This window comes from Loktanella salsilacus, assembly GCF_900114485.1.
GTDB lineage: Bacteria > Pseudomonadota > Alphaproteobacteria > Rhodobacterales > Rhodobacteraceae > Loktanella > Loktanella salsilacus.
In genome coordinates, this window is the sequence record NZ_FOTF01000005.1 from 165,971 (window position 1) to 180,884 (window position 14,914).

Below are 14,914 nucleotides of genomic sequence, written 5' to 3' on the forward strand. Positions count from 1 at the left end.
ACCATGACAGGCCGCCCCACCGCCCTTGATCTGCCGCAGGTGGACCCGCTGCCGCCTGCGACGCAAAAATACTTTGATGTGTGTCAGGACAAGCTGGGCATGGTGCCGAACGTGCTGCGCGCCTATGCTTTTGATGTCGCAAAACTGGACGCCTTTACAGGGCTTTACAACGATCTGATGCTGGCAAATTCCGGCCTAAGCAAGCTAGAGCGCGAGATGATCGCCGTCGCGGTGTCGTCGATCAACAAGTGCTTTTACTGCCTGACCGCCCACGGGGCCGCCGTGCGGCAGCTGTCCGGCGATCCCGCGCTGGGGGAAATGATGGTAATGAACTGGCGCGCCGCCGATCTGGATGCGCGGCAAACCGCGATGCTGACCTTTGCGGAAAAGCTGACCGTGGACAGCGCCCGCATTGTCGAGGCGGATCGCCAAGCGCTGCGCGACGCCGGCTTTGACGACCGGGACATCTGGGACATCGCATCGGTCGCGGCCTTTTTTAACATGACCAACCGCGTCGCATCCGCCACCGATATGCGGCCTAACCCCGAATACCACGCACAGGCGCGATGATCCGCAGCCTTTGCCTGATCCTGCTGTGGCCCGCTGCGCTGTCCGCGCAGGTGCTAACCCTGCCTGGCAACGCCGCGATCGAGGTTGAGGAGAACGTGCCGCTGGACAGCTATCCGCTGCCCACGGGTGCGTGGGACGGCACCACTGTACCGACCCGCACGGTCGAGGGCGCGATGACGCGGCAGGTTTGGCGCGTCGCAGCCAGCGGGCTGGCTAGCCTGCAACTGATGCGCCCCCTGCGCGAACAGCTGCGCACGGCGGGGTACGAGGTGATTTTCGAATGCGACACGCTGGACTGCGGCGGTTTCGATTTCCGCTTTGGCACGCCCATCGCGCCCGCGCCTGCGATGCAGGTGGACCTGAACGATTACCGCTTCTTATCCGCGATCCGGCAAGGCGCGGATGGCCCCCGCGCGGTGAGCCTGATGGTCAGCCGCACGCCGCAAGCAGGGTTTGTGCAGATCATCCGCGTTGTGCCGACGGGCACCGATGCCCCCGCCCTGACCGCCGCCGATGCCCCCACCGCCCGCGCCGCTGCACCCGCGCCGACTGGTGATCTGGCGCAGGCGCTGACAGATACGGGCCATGCCCTGCTGGACGGTGTCGCGTTTGAAACTGGGGCCGTGGCGCTAATGGATACTGACATGCCCGCCTTGCGGGCGCTGGCGGATTACATGGCGCAGAACCCGGATCAGACGATCAGCATCGTCGGCCATACCGACAGCAGCGGCGGCCTTGATGGGAATATCGCGATTTCGAAACGTCGCGCCGCAGCGGTGATCGAACGGCTGGTCGCCGACTACGGCGCCCCCCGCGCGCGGCTGACGCCTGCAGGCATGGGGTATCTTGCGCCCATCGCCAGCAACCTGACGCCCGAGGGGCGAGAGGCGAACCGCCGGGTCGAGGCTGTTGTCACCGGGCCGATTGATTAAAGTTTCGTCCAGACACCCATTTCCGTGCCGCCCGGTTCGAGGAATTGAAACCTGCGACCACCGGGAAAGGTAAAAATCTCTTTCGTGATGCTCGCACCTGCGTCTTTCACACGGGCCAAGGCGGCCTCTAGATCGTCGGCATATAGGATCACCAGCGGCGCACGCACTTCGCCGCGTTCAATGCCGCCGCCAAGGCCGGCGTCCTGCACGTCGCGATAGTCGGGGCCGTAGTCGATAAAGGACCAGCCGAAGGCTTTGGTCAGGAACGCCTGCGTATCCTCAAGCTTGGGCGAGGACAGTTCGACATAATCAATGCGGGTCGGGAAATCGGACATGGCGGGCTTCCTTTTGGTTGCCCGGATTGTGGCACCCTGCGCCCGTTCGACAAAGAAAAAACGCGGCCCACAATGGGGCCGCGTAAGGTAGGAGCGGGACGCTCCGGTGCAGAAACGGGGGTAGCTACCAGGCTTCGGGACCTTTGTCGGCGAAGGCGTGGACCAGAAAATCAATGAAGGCGCGGACCTTGGGCTGGGTGAAACGGCCCGGCGGATAGACCGCATAGATGCCTTGGGTTTCCACGGGCAGATCGGGAATAGCCTCTTCAACCAAGCCCTTAGCCAGCGCGTCGCCGTAAAGGAAGCTGGGCAGGTAAGCGATACCAAGGCCGCCAACGCAGGCGTTCAGCAAGGACTGGCCGTCGTTCACGGTCAGCCAGCCTGCGGTGCGCACTTGGCGCTTTTCACCCGACGGCGCAGTCAGCTTCCACACGGCAGAGTTCGCAGCGTTGGAATAATGCAGCAGCTTGTGATCGTTAAGATCGTCGATCTTTTCCGGGCGGCCATGCTTTGCGAAATACCCCGGAGAGGCGATCATCCGCCGCGTGGTATCGGTCAACTTGCGGGCGCGCAGTGTGCTGTCCTCAAGCTCTCCAATCCGGATTGCCATGTCGAAACCTTCGGAGATTAGCTCAACAAAGCGGTTATTCAGCACCATGTTGACGGTGATATCTGGAAATTCCGACAGGAAATCCCCCAGCACCGGCGACAGATGGTTCACGCCAAAATCCGTCGCGACAGAAATGCGCAGCAGGCCGGACGGCGCCGATTGCATGGATGTGACAAGGGCGTCCGCCTCTCCTGCGTCGTTCAGCACGCGGCGGGCGCGGTCATAGTAGGCAAGGCCGATTTCCGTCGGACTGACCCGGCGGGTCGTGCGGTTCAACAGACGGGCACCCAACCGCGCCTCGAGCGAGGAGACGTGTTTGGAGACAGCGGACTTTGAAATCCCCATCTTCTTGGCTGCGTCAGTAAAACCGCCTTGATCCACGACGGTGGCAAAGGCTTCCATTTCGGTAAGGCGATCCATGCCAATGTCCTAACGCTTCAAAAACTCTTGATGCGTGTTTGGCTGTCAATCACGGCAGGACTGGGGCGATGGCCTGACAATAAGGGGGTTTTGCAGCGCACTGATGCGGGGGGCGAAACAACCGGTGCGGGTCTTGCGCGTACCGGTTGTTTCAATTTGTGTCGCCTTATCAACGCGAAGGCGTCAAAAAAGGGTTAAAGTGTCGCCGCCAGACGGGTGCCTTGGTCGATGGCGCGTTTCGCATCCAGCTCTGACGCGACATCAGCGCCGCCGATGACATGGGCGGTGATACCGATGGCGGCCAGATCATCGGCAAGGCTGCGTTCAGACACCTGACCTGCGCAAAGCACGATGGTGTCAGCGGCGATCAGCGTCGGGTTTTCCCGCGCCTCGCCATAACTGACATGCAGGCCATCTGCGTCGATACGCTCATAATTGACGCCGCCGATCATGGTGACGTCTTTCATTTGCAGCGCGGCGCGGTGGATCCAGCCCGTCGTCTTGCCCAGCCCCTTGCCGACCTTGGTCGCCTTGCGCTGCAGCAGCGTGACCTGCCGCACGGGCGCGTCCGGCTCTGGCCCTTTGGGGGCCAAACCGCCGCGCTGCGTGCCGGGATCAGTGACGCCCCATTCTTCCATCCATGCGGGCAGATCAAGCGTCGGGCTGTCGCCAGTCACAAGGTATTCGGCAACGTCGAAACCGATGCCCCCTGCCCCGATGATCGCGACCCGTTCGCCCACAGGCACCTTGCCGCGCAAAACGTCAACATAGTTCACCACGTTCGGCCCGTCTTGGCCGGGGATACCGGGATCGCGGGGCAGCACGCCAGTCGCAACGATGACATGATCAAAGCCCGCCAGATCAGCCGCCGCGACACGGGTGCCAAGGCGCAAGGTGATATTCGAATTGGCGACGCTGGTGCGATACCAGTCGACAAGGCCGTGGAATTCCTCTTTCCCCGGCACCTGCCGCGCCATGTTCAGCTGCCCGCCGATATCGTCAGCGGCATCGAACAAGGTGACTTCATGGCCGCGGCCAGAGGCCGCAAGCGCCGCTGACAGGCCCGCTGGCCCAGCGCCGACAACGGCGACGGTTTGCGCCGCGTCCACGGGCGGCAGCGTCAGTTCGGTTTCATGGCATGCGCGCGGGTTCACAAGGCAAGAGGTCATCTTGCCGCCAAAGGTGTGGTCAAGGCAGGCTTGATTGCAGGCGATGCAGGGGGCAATCGTCTCTGCCTTGCCGGCAGCGGCCTTGGCCACGAAATCGGGATCGGCCAGGAACGGACGCGCCATGCTGACCATATTTGCGCAGCCATCGGCCAACACGTCTTCGGCGACCTGCGGCGTGTTGATACGGTTGGACGTGATGATCGGGATGTTCACCTGCCCCATCAGCTTTTTGGTGACCCATGCAAAGGCGCGGCGCGGCACCGATGTCGCAATCGTCGGCACGCGGGCTTCGTGCCAGCCGATGCCCGTATTGATGATGGTCGCGCCCGCTGCCTCGACCGCTTTGGCCAGTTGCACGACTTCGTCGAAGGTCGAGCCGTTGGGGATCAGGTCGATCATCGACAGACGATAGATGATGATGAAATCGGGGCCGACAGCCTCGCGTACGCGGCGCACCACCTCGACCGGCAGGCGCATGCGGTTCTCATACGACCCGCCCCATTCGTCGGTGCGCTTGTTGGTGTGCGTCACAAGGAACTGGTTCAGGAAATACCCTTCAGAGCCCATGACTTCGACGCCGTCATAGCCCGCAGCCCGCGCCCGCACGCCAGCGGTAACCATATCGCTGATCTGCTTCTCAATCCCATCCGCGTCCAGCTCGATCGGCACGAAGGGAGAGATGGGGGATTTAATCGCCGAGGGCGCAACGCATTTGGGGCCATAAGCATAGCGGCCCGCGTGCAGAATCTGCATCGCGATTTTGCCGCCCGCGTCATGGACCCGGTCCGTCACAATGCGGTGGTTGGCGATATCGTCGTCGCTAAATAGGCCAGCGGCACCCGGAAACACGCCGCCTTCGCTACTGGGGGCCATGCCGCCAGTGACCATCAGGCCAACGCCGCCGCGCGCGCGGGTGGCGTAGAATTCAGCGACGCGGTTCCAGTCGCGGGTTTCTTCTAGCCCGGTGTGCATCGACCCCATCAACACGCGATTTTTCAGCGTGGTAAAGCCAAGGTCGAGTGGCGACAAAAGGTGCGGATATTTGGTCATGTTGGTGGCCTCCCTGCGGTGCAATCTGACGAAGCGCGGCGGCGGCGTCACCCCCAACGCGGCGTCACTCTTCGGCGGCGGTTTCCACACAGTGACGGCGGAACGCGCGTTTAAGCATATCCAACTCGTCGCGCAGCAGATCCATTTCCGCGCGGATATCTTCGGACAGCGCATCCCCGGCCAAAAAGGCGAAACTGGCCAGCACGGCATCTGTGGCCACGTCAGAGATCACAAAGGTCTGCACCCCGTCCGCCAGCCGCTGCATCGGTACTGCGGCCTCTACGTCCCATGTGCCATCGTCTTGCGCGGCAAGCGTCAAGCCGGTGACGACTTCGCCCTTATGGGTCAGGATCAGCTTTGGCTCTGACGTGGCCCCTTTTAGGATGCCGTGCCAGACGCCGCCAATCAGCCGGGTTTTTGTCAGGATCAGGTCAGACATTGCGGCCCCTTTGGCTTAGATTTCGGCGCGCGGATAACGGCACATCGTCACATCGCGCAGGGTGATCTGGTTCATCGCCGGCCCTTCAAAGATCAGGTCCAGCCACGCTTTTTCGATCCGCTTTTCGTTCAGGTCACAATAGGCGAGGTCGAATTCCACGACCGCCTCGCCGCGCGTGCGGGGCAATTCCTGCACCATGACTTCGGTGTTGGGACCGTGTTTGATGTTCAGGCGGGCGAAAATCTCGATCGGCTTTTCGACTTCCACAATCGTGTCCACGCGCAGAACTTGCTTGCGATTCATCCCAAGGATCGCCTCTGGCGGCAAGTCCAGCACCAGCGACAGGAACGAGCCGTCAAAGCCGAACACGTCCAGCCGCATGCCAAAGGGGGCCAGGTCCTCTTCACGCGTATTGCGCAGCTGGCGCAGGGTCAGCTCGCTAACCTTGCAGTCATGGAACAGCGTGACTTCGTCGCCCAGTTCGGTGCGGCTGGCCACGGCAGTCATGCCCTTGCGCGGCAGCGGTCCACGCCAGACCTGCGGGCGCCAAGACCACAGCGTGCCGCCTGGGCGGGCAAAGGCGTTGGACCCGATGCGCGGCAGGGCAAGGCGGCTGTCCGCGACATAGATCAGTTCGGCCAGACGCGACGACAGACCGCGCGCCTGTTGGCGCTGGACGCGCAGGGCTTGCAGTTCGGCCGTCGGGGCCTTGCGCGCGGCACGCGACCAGCGGCGCAGCACGCGGGCGTGCAGCACTGCATTCATCACACCGTCGGTCAATCGCCCCATATGGTTGGCCTAGCCTGTGTCAAAGTTGCTTTTATTCTATTTGGCAAATTGCACCGCGAAAGGGAACAGCCACCCGCGGTCACGTGGCCGAGGATGGCAAATCGTTGGCGCTGTGCAACGCCGTGACAACCGCATCCAGCAAAGCACGCGATGCGGATTGCGACAGCGGCGCGTCTGTTAGCCCGCGCACCGTGATGGTGACAAGCCGTCCGCGCACGTCCGTAAACAGCCGCCACGCCTGTTTCTGCGTGCCGCTGATGCCGGGGTCCGCGATGTCTTCGGTGTAGACCGCGACGGTGTTGGGCGCAGTCTGCGTGACCCGCACCGCAATCGGTCCACCAATGGCAGAGGCTGACAGCAGCGCCGCGCCCTGCGGCGTTTCCATGAAGGCGCCAAAGGCGTCCTCTTGCCCCGCAACAGCGCCGCTGCCGTCCGCGCCAACCTGTACCGTGATCAGCGCGATCATGTCAGGATAGGCGTCAGTTTCATCCGCCGTCATCGCCGCGCAGGCCGCCAGCAGGGCAAAGCCCTGACGCGGTTTGGTGACGACAGGATCGACGCAATAGCCCGCTGGCCCCGTCAAGGTGACTGCGCCGGCCAGCCGCACCGTGGTGGTGGGCGGGCCGGACAGATCGGGCACCGGCTCGCAGGCGGCCAAGGCGGCCGCCGCGATGATGCCAAGGAACAGACGGTGCCACATAGACTTAAATGTCCATGTAGACGTGCTTTTCCGCCTTCGCGCCGGGATGGGTGACAGCGCCCTGACGGGCCCCGCCGACCAGCTGGGCAAACTTCCAGATGGCACCGGATTCGTACATCGTCGGACGCGGGCCTGCCCAAGCGGCGCGGCGCTTGTCCATATCCTCGTCCGAGACATTGACCGACAGCTCGCCGGTCAAGGCGTTGATCGTGATCAGATCGCCATCTTGCAGCAAGGCAATCGGGCCGCCGCGTGCGGCCTCTGGCCCAACGTGGCCAACGCAGAACCCGCGGGTCGCCCCAGAGAAGCGGCCGTCGGTGATCAGCGCGACTTTCTTGCCCATGCCCTGACCGGACAAGGCTGCCGTCGTGGCCAGCATTTCGCGCATGCCGGGGCCGCCAGCGGGGCCCTCGTTGCGGATGACCAGCACTTCACCCTCTTTGTAGGTGCGCGCTTTGACGGCCGCGAATGCTTCTTCTTCGTTCTCGAACACGCGGGCGGGGCCGGTAAAGACCTGCTGCTCTTCGGTCATGCCAGCGACCTTTACGATAGCGCCATCAGGGGCCACGTTGCCGCGCAGACCGACGACGCCGCCGGTTTTGGTGATCGGGTTATCGATAAAGTGGATGACCTTGCCGTCGGGCTCGCCTTGGATCATGTCCAGCTCTTCACCAATGGTGCGGCCAGAGGACGTCATGCAGTCTTCGTGGATCAGGCCTGCTTTGCGCAGCTCCTTCATCACGACAGGGATGCCACCAGCGTCATACAGGTCCTTGGCAACCGCTTGGCCGCCGGGCTTCATGTCGACGAAATAAGGCGTGTCCTTAAAGATATCGCAGACGTCCCACAGGTCGAAATCGATGCCAGCCTCATGGGCCATTGCAGGCAAGTGTAGGCCAGCGTTGGTGGAACCACCGGTACACGCCACGACGCGCGCCGCGTTTTCCAGTGATTTGCGCGTGACGATGTCACGGGCGCGAATGTTCTTGGCGATCAGCTCCATCACCGCGTGGCCAGACGCCACGCCGTACTGGGCGCGATCCTTGAACGGTGCGGGCATACCGGACGAGTTCAGCAGCGCAAGGCCGATGGCTTCGGACACGCAGGCCATGGTGTTGGCGGTGAACTGGCCACCGCAAGCACCGGCAGAGGGGCAAGCGACGCGTTCTAGGATAGCCAGCTGCTCGTCCGTCATTTCGCCGGACTGATAGCGGCCGACGGCCTCGAACATGTCCTGCACAGTCAGGTCGCGGCTTGCAAAGTCGGCGGGGACATTGGCACCCTCGGGCACTTTGCCCGGCAGGATAGAGCCCCCGTACATGAATACCGACGGCACGTTCAGGCGGATCATCGCCATCATCATGCCCGGCAGGGATTTGTCGCAACCCGCAAGACCGACCAGCGCGTCATAGCTGTGACCGCGCATCGTCAGCTCGACCGAGTCGGCGATAGCTTCGCGCGATGCCAGCGAAGAGCGCATGCCCTCGTGGCCCATCGCGATGCCGTCGGTGACGGTGATGGTGGTGAATTCGCGGGGCGTGCCGTGCGCTTCTTTGACGCCGCGCTTGACCGACTGGGCCTGCCAGTTCAGCGCGATGTTACAAGGCGCGGCCTCGTTCCAGCAGGTCGCGACGCCGACGAAAGGCTGGGCGATATCTTCTGCGGTCAGGTCCATGGCATAGTAATAGGACCGGTGCGGCGCGCGCTCTGGCCCCTCTGTGACGTGACGGCTGGGCAGTTTGGATTTGTCGGGACGGTTCGTTGCCATGGAAAATGATCCTTTCGTGTTACGAACGGTCTAATTTGGCCGCCCCCGCGACACAAGTCGCAATGCAAAGTCTTGCGCGGGACACATCTGGCCGTCATGTCGGTCTGGACCAAGCGATCAGGACGCGCGATGCGATTTTACACTGATGCCCTTGCAGGTTTTGCGGCCCCTGCCCGCGCCCGCCCGGCCCTGTGGCGGCTTTTGCTGGGGCTTGCGCTGATTGTCGCGGTCTATGCCGCCGTGGTCATCGGTGCCTTTTCCAATGCCCCGCCGATGCCCGGCGATGTCGCGTGGGAGGGCACGACGCCCCTGTCGATGTCGCTGATGATGGGCACCTTTGCGGGCGCGTTGGCCGGGGCGGCGCTGGCGGCTTGGCTGCTGCATGCGCGATCGCCGCTGACCCTTTTCGGCCCCCTGCCCCGCGTGATCCGCGATTTCGGGCTGGCCTTGGGCGTTTTTGCCGCAGCCCAAGGGCTGAACCTGTGCCTGTGGGCCTTTGTCTATGACGCGGTGCCCGTGCATTCGCTGACCCACGTGCTGTCGTGGCTGCCATGGGCCGCGCTGCTGGTCCTGGTCCAGACCGGCACCGAAGAGGTCGTGTTTCGCGGCTACATCATGCAACAGCTTGCCGCGCGGTTTCGCAGCCCGCTGATCTGGTTCGCGCTGCCGCCTGTACTGTTTGCCGTGCTGCATTGGGACAGCGCGACCAATGGATCGCTCAATCTGCTAGTGATCGTGATGATCGGCTTGACCGGCCTTGCTTGGGCCGACCTGACGCGGATCAGCGGCAACATCGGCGCGGCTTGGGGTTGGCATTTTGCGAACAACGCCTTTTTGATGATCGTGCTGGGCAATATGGGGCAGATGGATGCCTTTGCCCTGAACGCGACGCCCTATGCGATCACCGATATGCCGCCGCTGCCGATTATCACTGATCTGATCACGCAGGTTGGCGTCTGGCTGGTCCTGCGCCGCATCCTGATGGCCCGCGCATGAAGTCCCTGCCCGACGCCTATCTGCCGCTGCTGGCCTTTATCCGCCCTGCCCGCGCGCGCACGGATGTCTGGCGCGTGTTTCTGGTCTGGATGGGGTTCGAGGCAGGCTTTGCCATCACCCCGCTGCTTGTCTCTCCGTTCATCGATGACCGCTGGCCCGACGCCCTGCTCGAGGTGCTGAATTACGCGGGCTTCGGCCTTGATCTGATCATCATCCTTACTCTGGTGCGCTTGCTGCACAAACGCGGTCTGGGCAGTCTGATTGGCCCGCGCCCCGCATTCTGGCGCGATCTGCGGCGCGTTCTATTGGCGGTCAGCCTTGTGCTTTTGATCCAGCAACCCTTTGATCTGGCCGGGGATGCAGAGTTTCTGACGCGCGCGCCGCTCGGCCACTGGCTGGGCTGGCTGGCCCCCGCGTTCCTTGCCATCGCGCTGCAAGTCACCACGGAAGAGGTCTATTTCCGCGGCTACCTGACCCAGCAACTGGCCGCCGTCGATCTGCGCCGGCGGGTCTGGCTGGTGATCCCGTCGGTCTATTTCGGGTTTAGCCACCTGCTGAATGGCGCAGGGCTGGCCGAAGGCGCGCTTTGGGCCGTCTGGGCCGCCATGCTGGGCGCGGCCTGCGCCGATCTGACCGCCCGCACCGGCAACCTTGGCGCGGCGATTGGCCTGCATCTGGGCAATAACCTGTTTGCGGCCCTGATCCTTGGCTTTGCCGGACAGCCCGGCGCCGGTCTGACGCTTTTTGTGCTGCCCGAAGGGGCCTATATCGAAAACACCGCAGGCATCGCCGCACTTTTGTCGCCAATGACGCTGGTCGATCTGGCCTATGCGGCATTAGGCGTGCTGGTGATGTGGCTGGCGGCGCGGGTCGCGGTCAGGGCCTGATTGCATTCGCGCGCGGCCCGGCCTAAATCAGTGCCGTAAGGTAAAAAGGTGTCGCATATGAACTGGATCACGAACTACGTCCGCCCAACGATTAACTCGTTGTTTTCGCGGCGCGAAGTCCCGGACAACCTTTGGACGAAATGTCCAGAGTGCGGCACCATGCTGTTCCACCGCGAACTGGCGGACAACCTGAACGTCTGCACCAACTGCGGCCACCACATGCCGATCACCGCCCGCGACCGGCTGACCGCCCTGTTCGACGGCGGCATTTACACCGAAGTAAAGGTGCCGGAACCAGTCACCGACCCGCTGCAATTCCGCGACCAGAAAAAATACACCGACCGCCTGAAAGACGCCCGAAAAAAGACCGGCGAACGTGATGCGATGCTGGTCGCCACAGGCGAAATTACCCGCACGCCCATCGTGGCCGCTGTGCAAGACTTCAGCTTTATGGGCGGATCGATGTCGATGTATGTCGGCAACGCCATCGTCGCCGCCGCAGAAGAGGCCGTGAAGCTGGGCCGCCCGCTGGTGCTGTTTTCCGCCGCTGGCGGCGCGCGCATGCAAGAAGGCATTCTGGGCCTGATGCAGATGCCGCGCACCACGATCGCCGTGCAAATGCTCAAAGAAGCGGGGCTGCCTTACATCGTCGTGCTGACTCACCCCACAACGGGCGGCGTCACCGCGTCTTACGCCATGCTTGGGGATGTGCAGATTGCTGAACCCAACGCGCTGATCGGCTTTGCCGGGGCCCGCGTGATCGAACAGACCATCGGTGAAAAGCTGCCCGAAGGGTTCCAGCGCGCCGAATATCTGCTGGACCACGGCATGCTGGACCGCGTGACAAAGCGTACCAACCTAAAGGATGAACTGACGACCATCATCCGCATGTTGATGCAGCTTCCCCCCGCCGTTGCTGGCGATCTGCCCCCGCCGCATATCGACAGTCATGCGCTTGAGGGCGCAGAAAAGGCGCCGGTAAAGCCGTGACGCAAACCTCTGACATCATCCTGACCCGGATGATGTCGCTGCATCCAAAGGTGATCGATTTGACACTGGACCGCGTGTGGCAACTGCTTGAACAGCTTGGTAATCCGCAGGATCGTCTGCCGCCCGTGGTGCATATCGCGGGCACCAACGGCAAGGGCAGCACGCAGGCCATGATCCGCGCCGGGCTAGAGGCGCGCGGCAAAAGCGTGCACGCCTATACCTCGCCCCACCTAGCGCGGTTTCACGAACGTATCCGGCTGGCAGGCAAGCTGATTGATGAAGCCGATCTGACCGCACTGCTGGACCGGGTAGAGCAGACCAATGGCGACGTGCCGATTACCTATTTCGAAATTACGACCGTCGCCGCCCTGCTGGCCTTTGCCGACACGGCCGCGGATTACACCTTGCTCGAAGTCGGGCTGGGCGGGCGGCTGGATGCGACAAACGTCGTGGCCAACCCCGCGCTGACCGTCATCACCCCCGTCGATCTGGATCACCAAAGCTTTCTGGGTGACACCCTGCCGCTGATTGCTGCGGAAAAAGCGGGCATCATCAAACGCGGCGTGACTTGCGTCGTCGGCCCGCAGCATGACGCTGCGCTAGAGGTCATCGAAGACCGCGCCGCGCGTCTGGGTGCGCCCCTGCTGGCGCACGGTCAGCACTGGCAGGTCAGCGAAGAACGTGGTCGCCTGATTTATCAAGACGAGCGCGGGCTGCTGGACCTGCCCCTGCCCGTCCTGCCCGGCCCGCATCAGATCGGCAACGCTGGCATGGCCATCGCCGCCCTGCGCCACCTGACCGGCAATCAGGCAGAGGATGCGTGCGAAGCCGCCGTGACCCGCGTCAGCTGGCCCGCCCGCATGCAGCGCCTGACGGAAGGCACCCTTGTCGATCTGGCCGCCCCGGCAGAGCTGTGGCTGGACGGTGGCCACAACCCTGCCGCCGGACGCATGCTAGCGCAGACGCTGAATGGGCTGCCGCCCAAGCCGACCCATCTGATCTGCGGTATGCTGAATACCAAGGACATCACCGGCTATCTGACGCCGCTTGCGCAGCAGGCGATCACCCTGACCGCCGTGTCGATCCCCGGCGAGACCGCAACGATCCCGGCGGATGAGACCGCGCGTATTGCGGCAGAGGCCGGCATTGCAGCCACCACGGCCCCCGACGTGCAGACCGCCTTGCGCGCCCTATCCGCCCGCGGCCCGGTGCGGGTGCTGATCTGCGGCTCGCTTTATCTGGCGGGGCATGTGCTGCGGCTCAATGGCAGCGGCGGGCCGGTTTAGCCCGACAGCCGCGCCCCTGAACACCGCCCTTTGCCTCGTGGCGCATTAACGATCTGTTAGGGTTTAGGATTCACAGGCACCGCGTATTTTGCTAGAACTACGCATCACCTCATCGGACCCCGATATGCCCCGCAACGCCGCCTGCACGACCCCGCTTTTTGCCGTCCTTATTGCAGCCTTTGCCCCCGTCAGCGCGACTGCGGCAAACCTAAATTTCTGCTGGATCGGCGCGGGCGGCTATACCATGACGGGCCGGATGCAGTTGCCTGACGACCAGATGCACGCACCTATCGTCACCCAAGACGATGTAACCCGGTTCAAAATCTCTGGCTATTATGAGGGCAAATTCCTTGGGGCCTGGGACATGTCGCAGGCCGCTGCGGGCACGACTTGGCACATGCGATTTGATCCGCAGCAAATGGCGTTTCTGACGGGCGGCAGCTTTCAAGGGCCGCATTCACAGGGCTGGAATGCGAATGGCGATGTGATCGACTGCGGGTCCCCCGGGTTTGGGTTTAACTCTGGCAATTACGCGCAGGATATCTGCGTCAACGGCACCTATATTCAGGCCAGCAGCATCGACCCTGCGACGCCCCTGATGGCGACGTTTTCGCCCGTCACGCCGGACTGCAGCACAGCGATTCTTACCAGCAAATCACCGATTCGCGAATCAGGGGATTGACCCCGAATCACCTCACACATTAAGGTCTAATCAACCAAAGAAGAGAACGGGTGGATCAACCACCGCATCCTTCGGCGAGCAGGGGCAGGGAAAAAAGGCAGGTCATTTGACCTGCCTTTTTTACATCCCGACATTGATCTGGTTAAGTGTCCGTAATCACGTAGAATTTACCTCAGGCCGTTTCATCCACGCCCCAACCCTCGGCTTGCATCTCGCGCAAGCGGCTTGCGGTGCGCTCGAACTCGAACGACCCTTCGCCTTCGCGGTACAGAAATTCTGGCGCGGCCGCGGCAGAACAAATAAGCCGGGTCTTCGCCTCGTAAAGGGCATCAACCAGCGTCACAAAGCGCTTTGCCTCGTTGAAATTGTCGCGGCCAAGTGACGGAATGTCCTCTAGGATCAACACCCGCACCGCGTCGGCCAGCGCAAGGTAATCAGCCGCCCCCAGCGGCCTGCCGCACAGGTCAAAGAAGCTGGCCCGCGCCACGCCGTTATGGAACTGCGGCAGCACCACATCGCGGCCCTTGATCCGCAGGGTCAACGGTTCACTGATCCCATGGCTAATATCGTCCCAGATCGTCTTGATCCGCGCGCGCGCTTCGGCATCGGCGGGGGTGAAATAGGTCTCTGTCCCGGCCAGCCGCCCTTGGCGATAATCTGTATCGGCGGCCAGTTCATGCACCACCATCCGGTCCTTAAGTAGGGCAATGAAAGGCAGGAACAGCTGCCGGTTCAGACCATCCTTATACAGATCATCTGGGGGCCGGTTTGACGTCGTGATCACCGTGACGCCGGCGGCGAACAGCGCCTCGAACAGGCGGCCCACGATCATCGCGTCGGTGATGTCGGTGATCTGCATCTCGTCAAAGGCCAGCAGGCGGATGTCGGCGATCAACTTGGCGGCGACGGGTTTAATCGCGTCATTCACGCCTGTCTTGCGCGCCTCGGCGATTTCGGAGTGGACCCACTGCATGAAGGCGTGGAAATGCTGGCGCCGCTTAGGCACGTCGATCTGCGCATAGGCCAGATCCATCAGCATTGATTTGCCGCGCCCCACGCCGCCCCACATATAAAGCCCCGGCACCGGCGGCGGCGCTTTGCGGAACAGGCCCGTCTTGACCGGCGCGGCCAGCGCGGCGCGGATGCGGTCAAGTTCGGGCAGCACGCCCTGCTGCGCGGGATCGCGGGTCAGGCGACCTTCGGTTACGGCGGCCGCGTAGGCCTCGGTCACTGTCATATTCTGGCGCATATTTTGGGGCATATTCATGGGGCATGACTTAGGGCTTGCGCG

The 14,914-nt window shown here is 62.8% G+C and carries 15 protein-coding genes; 7 read left to right on the top strand and 8 right to left on the bottom strand.

Annotated elements, in window-relative coordinates:
- Positions 1 to 3 precede the first annotated feature (3 nt).
- Both BM131_RS06040 and BM131_RS06045 read left to right on the top strand, forming a co-directional pair.
- Positions 4 to 570: a peroxidase-related enzyme gene (locus BM131_RS06040; protein WP_411914390.1), complete on the top strand. Its 567-nt coding sequence runs from the start codon at positions 4 to 6 to the stop codon at positions 568 to 570.
- Complete coding sequence (locus BM131_RS06045) at positions 567 to 1,502, top strand: OmpA family protein (RefSeq protein ID WP_090187022.1); 936 nt, start codon at positions 567 to 569, stop codon at positions 1,500 to 1,502. The genes BM131_RS06040 and BM131_RS06045 overlap by 4 nt, the downstream gene beginning before the upstream one ends.
- On the opposite strand, the gene BM131_RS06050 is transcribed toward BM131_RS06045, so the two are convergent.
- The 7 genes from BM131_RS06050 to ilvD form a co-directional block, all read right to left on the bottom strand.
- Positions 1,499 to 1,837, bottom strand: a complete 339-nt coding sequence (locus BM131_RS06050; protein ID WP_090187025.1) for a VOC family protein — start codon at positions 1,835 to 1,837, stop codon at positions 1,499 to 1,501. The two genes, BM131_RS06045 and BM131_RS06050, sit on opposite strands and share 4 nt — an antisense overlap.
- Before the next feature lie 124 nt (positions 1,838 to 1,961).
- Positions 1,962 to 2,867, bottom strand: coding sequence for a LysR family transcriptional regulator (locus BM131_RS06055; protein ID WP_090187029.1), 906 nt, complete (start codon positions 2,865 to 2,867; stop codon positions 1,962 to 1,964).
- Positions 2,868 to 3,061: 194 nt separating this feature from the next.
- Positions 3,062 to 5,086: an NADPH-dependent 2,4-dienoyl-CoA reductase gene (locus tag BM131_RS06060; protein WP_090187032.1), complete on the bottom strand. Its 2,025-nt coding sequence runs from the start codon at positions 5,084 to 5,086 to the stop codon at positions 3,062 to 3,064.
- Positions 5,087 to 5,150: 64 nt separating this feature from the next.
- Positions 5,151 to 5,525, bottom strand: coding sequence for a hypothetical protein (locus BM131_RS06065; RefSeq protein WP_090187035.1), 375 nt, complete (start codon positions 5,523 to 5,525; stop codon positions 5,151 to 5,153).
- Between the two features lie 15 nt (positions 5,526 to 5,540).
- Positions 5,541 to 6,314 (bottom strand): DUF6478 family protein, encoded by a 774-nt coding sequence (locus tag BM131_RS06070; protein WP_090187038.1) that lies wholly within the window; start codon positions 6,312 to 6,314, stop codon positions 5,541 to 5,543.
- Positions 6,315 to 6,393: 79 nt separating this feature from the next.
- The gene (locus tag BM131_RS06075) at positions 6,394 to 7,014 is read right to left on the bottom strand and encodes a hypothetical protein (protein ID WP_090187040.1); all 621 of its coding nucleotides are present in this window, start codon (positions 7,012 to 7,014) and stop codon (positions 6,394 to 6,396) included.
- Between the two features lie 4 nt (positions 7,015 to 7,018).
- Positions 7,019 to 8,782 carry a dihydroxy-acid dehydratase gene (gene ilvD, locus BM131_RS06080; RefSeq protein ID WP_090187042.1) on the bottom strand — a complete coding sequence of 588 codons (1,764 nt, stop codon included), beginning with the start codon at positions 8,780 to 8,782 and terminating at the stop codon, positions 7,019 to 7,021.
- 129 nt (positions 8,783 to 8,911) lie between these two features.
- On the opposite strand from ilvD, the gene BM131_RS06085 reads away from it, so the two are divergent.
- The 5 genes from BM131_RS06085 (at position 8,912) to BM131_RS06105 (ending at position 13,623) form a co-directional block, all read left to right on the top strand.
- Positions 8,912 to 9,778 (top strand): CPBP family intramembrane glutamic endopeptidase, encoded by an 867-nt coding sequence (locus BM131_RS06085; RefSeq protein WP_175499200.1) that lies wholly within the window; start codon positions 8,912 to 8,914, stop codon positions 9,776 to 9,778.
- Entirely contained in the window at positions 9,775 to 10,665 is an 891-nt protein-coding gene (locus BM131_RS06090; protein ID WP_090187050.1) for a CPBP family intramembrane glutamic endopeptidase, read from the top strand. The genes BM131_RS06085 and BM131_RS06090 overlap by 4 nt, the downstream gene beginning before the upstream one ends.
- Before the next feature lie 57 nt (positions 10,666 to 10,722).
- Positions 10,723 to 11,655, top strand: coding sequence for an acetyl-CoA carboxylase, carboxyltransferase subunit beta (gene accD, locus BM131_RS06095; RefSeq protein WP_090187053.1), 933 nt, complete (start codon positions 10,723 to 10,725; stop codon positions 11,653 to 11,655).
- Positions 11,656 to 11,684: 29 nt separating this feature from the next.
- Positions 11,685 to 12,941 (top strand): bifunctional folylpolyglutamate synthase/dihydrofolate synthase, encoded by a 1,257-nt coding sequence (locus BM131_RS06100; protein WP_090187215.1) that lies wholly within the window; start codon positions 11,685 to 11,687, stop codon positions 12,939 to 12,941.
- Positions 12,942 to 13,065: 124 nt separating this feature from the next.
- Entirely contained in the window at positions 13,066 to 13,623 is a 558-nt protein-coding gene (locus tag BM131_RS06105; RefSeq protein WP_090187056.1) for a hypothetical protein, read from the top strand.
- 172 nt (positions 13,624 to 13,795) lie between these two features.
- Here BM131_RS06105 and zapE read toward each other — a convergent pair whose 3' ends face one another.
- The gene (gene zapE / locus BM131_RS06110; RefSeq protein WP_090187218.1) at positions 13,796 to 14,860 is read right to left on the bottom strand and encodes a cell division protein ZapE; all 1,065 of its coding nucleotides are present in this window, start codon (positions 14,858 to 14,860) and stop codon (positions 13,796 to 13,798) included.
- Positions 14,861 to 14,914 lie beyond the last annotated feature (54 nt).

Coding starts and splice junctions, on each gene's coding strand:
- BM131_RS06045 (WP_090187022.1), top strand. CDS start 567: ATGATCCGCAGCCTTTGCCTGATCCTGCTGTGGCCCGCTGCGCTGTCC.
- BM131_RS06085 (WP_175499200.1), top strand. CDS start 8,912: ATGCGATTTTACACTGATGCCCTTGCAGGTTTTGCGGCCCCTGCCCGC.
- BM131_RS06075 (WP_090187040.1), bottom strand. CDS start 7,014: ATGTGGCACCGTCTGTTCCTTGGCATCATCGCGGCGGCCGCCTTGGCC.
- zapE (WP_090187218.1), bottom strand. CDS start 14,860: ATGACAGTGACCGAGGCCTACGCGGCCGCCGTAACCGAAGGTCGCCTG.
- BM131_RS06070 (WP_090187038.1), bottom strand. CDS start 6,314: ATGGGGCGATTGACCGACGGTGTGATGAATGCAGTGCTGCACGCCCGC.
- BM131_RS06105 (WP_090187056.1), top strand. CDS start 13,066: ATGCCCCGCAACGCCGCCTGCACGACCCCGCTTTTTGCCGTCCTTATT.
- accD (WP_090187053.1), top strand. CDS start 10,723: ATGAACTGGATCACGAACTACGTCCGCCCAACGATTAACTCGTTGTTT.
- ilvD (WP_090187042.1), bottom strand. CDS start 8,782: ATGGCAACGAACCGTCCCGACAAATCCAAACTGCCCAGCCGTCACGTC.
- BM131_RS06065 (WP_090187035.1), bottom strand. CDS start 5,525: ATGTCTGACCTGATCCTGACAAAAACCCGGCTGATTGGCGGCGTCTGG.
- BM131_RS06060 (WP_090187032.1), bottom strand. CDS start 5,086: ATGACCAAATATCCGCACCTTTTGTCGCCACTCGACCTTGGCTTTACC.
- BM131_RS06040 (WP_411914390.1), top strand. CDS start 4: ATGACAGGCCGCCCCACCGCCCTTGATCTGCCGCAGGTGGACCCGCTG.
- BM131_RS06055 (WP_090187029.1), bottom strand. CDS start 2,867: ATGGATCGCCTTACCGAAATGGAAGCCTTTGCCACCGTCGTGGATCAA.
- BM131_RS06100 (WP_090187215.1), top strand. CDS start 11,685: ATGATGTCGCTGCATCCAAAGGTGATCGATTTGACACTGGACCGCGTG.
- BM131_RS06050 (WP_090187025.1), bottom strand. CDS start 1,837: ATGTCCGATTTCCCGACCCGCATTGATTATGTCGAACTGTCCTCGCCC.
- BM131_RS06090 (WP_090187050.1), top strand. CDS start 9,775: ATGAAGTCCCTGCCCGACGCCTATCTGCCGCTGCTGGCCTTTATCCGC.